Source organism: Methanohalobium sp., assembly GCF_018609725.1.
In the GTDB taxonomy this organism is placed as follows: Archaea; Halobacteriota; Methanosarcinia; order Methanosarcinales; family Methanosarcinaceae; genus Methanohalobium.
The window spans coordinates 1-5,409 of sequence record NZ_JAHENT010000145.1; the positions used below are offsets into that span (position 1 = coordinate 1).

5 protein-coding genes are annotated in these 5,409 nt (G+C 36.7%); all 5 read left to right on the forward strand.

Annotated features, from left to right (window positions below):
• Window positions 1-289: hypothetical protein (locus QZ276_RS09765; RefSeq protein WP_292487532.1), on the forward strand; the 289-nt coding region annotated here is incomplete at its 5' end.
• A gap of 7 nt (window positions 290-296) precedes the next feature.
• Window positions 297-521 carry a hypothetical protein gene (locus QZ276_RS09770; protein ID WP_292487534.1) on the forward strand — a complete coding sequence of 75 codons (225 nt, stop codon included), beginning with the start codon at window positions 297-299 and terminating at the stop codon, window positions 519-521.
• 97 nt (window positions 522-618) lie between these two features.
• Window positions 619-1,044 (forward strand): hypothetical protein, encoded by a 426-nt coding sequence (locus QZ276_RS09775; RefSeq protein ID WP_292487536.1) that lies wholly within the window; start codon window positions 619-621, stop codon window positions 1,042-1,044.
• Between the two features lie 2 nt (window positions 1,045-1,046).
• Window positions 1,047-1,580, forward strand: a complete 534-nt coding sequence (locus QZ276_RS09780; protein ID WP_292487538.1) for a peptidoglycan recognition family protein — start codon at window positions 1,047-1,049, stop codon at window positions 1,578-1,580.
• Window positions 1,580-5,409, forward strand: a 3,830-nt coding sequence (locus QZ276_RS09785) for a hypothetical protein (protein ID WP_292487540.1), incomplete at its 3' end; no start/stop codon positions are given. The genes QZ276_RS09780 and QZ276_RS09785, both read left to right, overlap by 1 nt.

Here is a 5,409-nt window from a genome sequence, read left to right on the forward strand (position 1 = left end):
CCATAAACAGGCTCTTTACTGGTATATCGTACTAAAAATGGTTGAGGGGGGTAAAGAACATCCCGCTGGATTAAAATATCCTCAGGTAGAAAAAAGATGGCTTAAGTACTGTAATCAGGCAAGAAATAGTGCTAAAATGCCTGATGTTTCTAAGTATGAACAGTTCTTCGAAAACTGGGTAACGATGGTTCCACACTTGAATTACAGAAATGAGCCATCTGAGTATAACTTTACAAGTTATGATAATACAAGTGGAGATTATAGTAACTTCTTTGTTGATCTAGATTAGGATAGTAATGAAAGTAATACTTAAGTGGCTTAAGAAAACAAAAGGCAGTTCTACAGGAATTGGAGGAGCTATTGGAGTACTGGTAGCCTGGGTACTCGTAAGCTATGGAGTTTTGAACAAGCCTAATATTCTCATTTGGGCATCTGTTTTTACTGTCTTTTCTGCTATTGGAGGACTAGTAGACTACTATCAAACTAAAATTGTTGAAAAAATAAATAACGAAGATGCCTAAGTCTCATACTTTAAAGACAATGTATGAGGATTATAAAGATAAAACCAATGATCCCCTGTCATATTCTGAATATCGGGATTGTTGTGAGCTTTTTAATATGTGGTCAATGGATAAGGTAACAGATGGTTATATTCTTAATATGGGAGCACATCTTTCTACAATTTCAGTCATCAGAGTCCCAAGAGATCACAGTACTCCTAGAGTTAATTGGGGTGCAACTAACAAGTACAAAAAAGAGCTACTTTCAGGAGAAGCAGATGAGGCTCCAGAAGGAGGTTATGATGAAGAAGATTTATATTCAGAAGATAATCCAGATGGAGTTAAATACTTCATTTACCATACAGATGACTGGTATTGTAGATTTTATTGGAATAAAAAGAACTGTTCTGTAAGGAATAAAACAGTCTATAGATTTCGGGCAACTAGGGGTAATAAAGGGAATAAAAAGAAACTCAAAGAAAAACTCAAAGATGATGATCTTCACTATAAGAATTTTAAAATGATGGACAACTTTTATGGATAGAAATGTTGAAACTTAAACCTGAAGATATACGATACTTGGTAGTTCACACTGCTGCTTATGATGGAGAAAATGATAATCTTGAGGATATTATTAGGTGGCACAAGGAGGAAAGGGGTTTTTCAACTATAGGATACCATTACTATATTCGTAAGGATGGTACTATAAAAAAGGGTCGCGAAGAACAATATGTGGGAGCCCATTGTAAAGCATCTCGAATGAATTTTAAAAGTCTTGGAATCTGCTTTGAAGGACACCACGATTACGAAGAATGGACGGAGGATCAGAAGGACTCCTTCAAGATCCTATGCAGATCTCTACAGGCAAAATATAGAATATCAGACGAAAATATTATCGGACATAGAGAAGCCTACGAACAAGATCCAACACCAAAAACCTGTCCAGGGAAGGAGATAGATATGGATGAAGTTCGTAGAATTTATCCGGAGATGGATGCAGATAAAGTGGATGTAGAAGAACTTGAAGAGTTTGAAGGAAAAATTGATTTTAGTAAACTAGAACTGACAGATACACTTTAATGAGGTTCAATAAGGGACTTAATAAAGATGTTGATCCTTCTGCTCAACCAGAGGGGACTTATAGACACCTACAAAATGGTGTACTGAATGATGTTACTGGTGCCATTGCAACAGAGAATTACAAAACCAATAAGCTATCAGGTTTTAGTGATGTAATTGGCACTATTACAGTTCCTGAAAGAGATAGTATTTACCTCTTCGCCATTGACAATGGAGATGGAATTATCCGAGAATATAACTATACTACTAATACAGATACTACGATTCTTAGTGATGGAAACTTCAATGGGAGTCTCTTTAGTAACGCGAATTATATTGATGGTGAATACAGTATAGATAATGAAGGTCATCTAATTCTCTACTGGACTGATGGCGTTAATCCTCCTAGATTTTATAATGTAGATAAAGGAAAAACAATTAATAATGTTAGAAAACTGAATATATTCCCTGACTATGCAGCTGAAGCAGATACTACCAAAGTCAGCTACGACTACAATATAGAAGACCAAGGTGGAAACCTTAGTGGAGGTACTTATCAACTTGCATTTGCGTATATAGATGATGACCAAACCCTTACTGACTACTTCCTAATAACCCAACCTATCAAAATCAGTAGGGATAAGGTTAATACTGTCGTTAATAAACGCATTCCTCTTGGTACTGATGATGAAGAAACTACGAGTAAGGCTATTAAACTTACTCTTAATAGTCTTGATACAAGCTATGATAGACTCAGAATATCAGCTATAAAAGGAACTCAGGTAGCAAATGTAGCGGATATTACCATTAACACATCCTCAATTATATATACCTATACTGGTTCAGAAGATGAAACTGTCGGTAGTTTAGATGAAATTGTTATCGATCAACCTCAATATGAGACAGTAAATACTATAACTGAATACGATAATCAGCTTTACATGGGTGGGTTGAAGTCTGCTAGTCTAAGTAGATCAGAGAGGATTGATCTTCAAGCAACTGCACTTAATATTGAGACAGATTATACTGTAGATACAGGAAATACTATACAAGACGATACTACAAGGATTAAGAAAACTGGATTTAAGAGAGGGGAAGTGTACGCATTCTATATCTCATTCATTAAAGAAAGTGGTAGAGAGACTCCTGCTTTTCATATCCCCGGTAGACCTTCTACTATTGGGAATGAGAGAGACAATTACTCAAACTCTGGTGTGAGCGGAGAGCGATTTAGAATTCTTGCAGAACCCGATTCAACTCATACAATGGGTTTTTGGGAGAATGAAGATGAATCATATCCTGATAAGGAGCCTTTTGCAACTGAGCAGTTTACTGATGCCAGTGGTACAAAGACATACAGCAATACTCCTGTAAGACACCATAGATTTCCCGGTCCTACATATACTGCTAACAGACCAACAAATATTAATGGTAGCAGGAGAGAAGCTAATATTTCTGGTGTTACATTCAAAAATATTAATATCCCCAGTTCTCTTGTTGGAAAACTTGTTGGATATAAAATCTACTATGCTAAAAGAGATGATTCTGATAAGCTCATACTTGATCAAGGATCGTTTCAAAATGGATGGTTAGATGAAGAATCTGCAACCCAATCCTCTGGTGAAGATGGTTACAGACCATTTCAACAGGGAGATAAGGTATTCAAGGATGATGTGTATTGTACTCATGGTTTTGATGAACTTCATGAACACGATGCTAGTGGAAATGGATTCACTGGAGAGACCTGGGGTAGTGATCAGTTTGTTCTCTATGGTAGACCTACATACTCTTTAATTAATAGGCCAGATATATCTAGAGTAAGTCACATAAGAGGTATTGAGTACACCGAGCATGAACATCAGCCTTCACCAGATGAAGTTATCTTCCACAATGCCGAGTCCAATAGAACAACTATTAATAGTGGAGATAGTGATTGGATTAGAAATATTACAAATGGTCCCGTCTATGTAGATAAAAATCAGAGAAACGTGGATCTAGAGCAATTTGGTTTTTCATACAAAATGGATAATCTGTTTGGAGAATCAAAAGTTGTACTTGAGACTCAAAATGGAGGAATCAGTAGAGGTCGTAGATTTATCTTTGATATGTGTCAGCAGATTAAAAATGTTTACCATCCCTATGACAATCAAGAATTAGTTAATACAGGAGGTAGGGGATATATTGATGGATCTGGTAATGCTGAACAAATTGATGTATTTGGTGGAGATTGTTTCATTAGCAAGAATACATTTAAGGCAAACACACTTCTTGCATTAGCGGACGATGGAGATTCATCCTGGGATGCAGCATTTGATGACTATTGGCTTGTTGAGGTCAGCGATGGGTTTCCTGTTGATGGAACGAGTAAAAGAAAAGGTGTTCGTCTTGGAATACAGGAAGAAGTAGGTACGAAAGGAAATATTAATATTACCCCTCTGCCTTATAGTCACAGCTATGATTCCTATGTAGAATCTCGAATTCCAACTGATTTTGTATCAGATGGTGATGGAATTTACAACAGACGATCACCTAGAACTGGTGGATTGCTTAAAGATTGGAGAGTGATTCCAAATATTAAGGATCTTGAACCAAGTACAAATGAATACGACACGAGTAATAGCCCACCTAACAAACAGATATTAATTGCAAGAGGTTGGTCTAGATTCTTTATTGAGTCCGATAATTATCCCGAATGGAATGAGGAGTATGCGAGTATTAATGACACAAAACCTAATTTTGCCTGGGATCCATATGACATAACAAATACTGATAACTATAATAGAATAATTCGATCTTCTGGAGATACTAAATCAGGTAGAAGTGAGTCATTTAGAAGGTTTTTGGAAGAAGATTTTATTGATGTAGATGAAAATAGAGGTGAGGTTGTCAATCTTACAGAATTCAATGACAACCTTCTTATTCACATGGAAAGAACCTTGATTCAAACTAGAGGTCGAGAAAGACTTCAGACTTCTGAGGGAACTAGTGCATTTATTGGTACTGGCGATATATTTGAAGTCGCACCCAAAGAGTTTTCTGCTACTGAACTTGGGTTTGGGGGACTGGACTCGTTTAAAGCACAGGTAAAATCTGAAACCGGATACTTTTGGGTTGATAAAGATGCTCGTTCCATTTATCATTTGTCTTCTCAGGGTCTTAAAGAACTAACTACTGAACAATTTGGACTGAGTGCGTATTTTGATAATCTTCTCAGAAACCAGAGTAGCATCAATGTTGGTTATGATGCTAATGAAGGAAGGTCAATGTTCACTATTGGAGATGATACAATTTCATATTATCCAGATAGGGGTGTGTGGGCTTCCTTTCATGAATATACACCAAGTGTCTACGTAGATTATCTCGATACTCTAGCTTATATTGGTACCAATAACTCTACATTATTTTTCCGTGATGTTGATGCTACATTTAATGATTTGATATTCACATTTGCTGTGCCTCATGGTGTAGCACATAAAGCAAATGCCGTCTGGTTTAATGCTGATCGATTTGATTCCAGTGGGAATATAACTCAAAACATTCCCTTTACTCACTTGGAGGTGGAGAATGAAAACCAGACTACTAGTAGAATTGCACTGGAAGACTATGACGATAGTAATACCCCAACTGATATTACAAATGTAGGTAATCTCAGGAGAGTGCAAGGAGTATGGAGATTTAATGTGATTAGAGAAACAGATAGTTCTCTATCCTACCTTCCAGGATGGGCTCAAGAGAAGAGACTAGAAGATGATTATCATTTGGTTACTCTTGAGACTGATCAAACAGAAATAGGTACAGACTTTGAAGTTGAACTAAGTGCTGCTGGATTAATGTCTGAACAAACAGCACA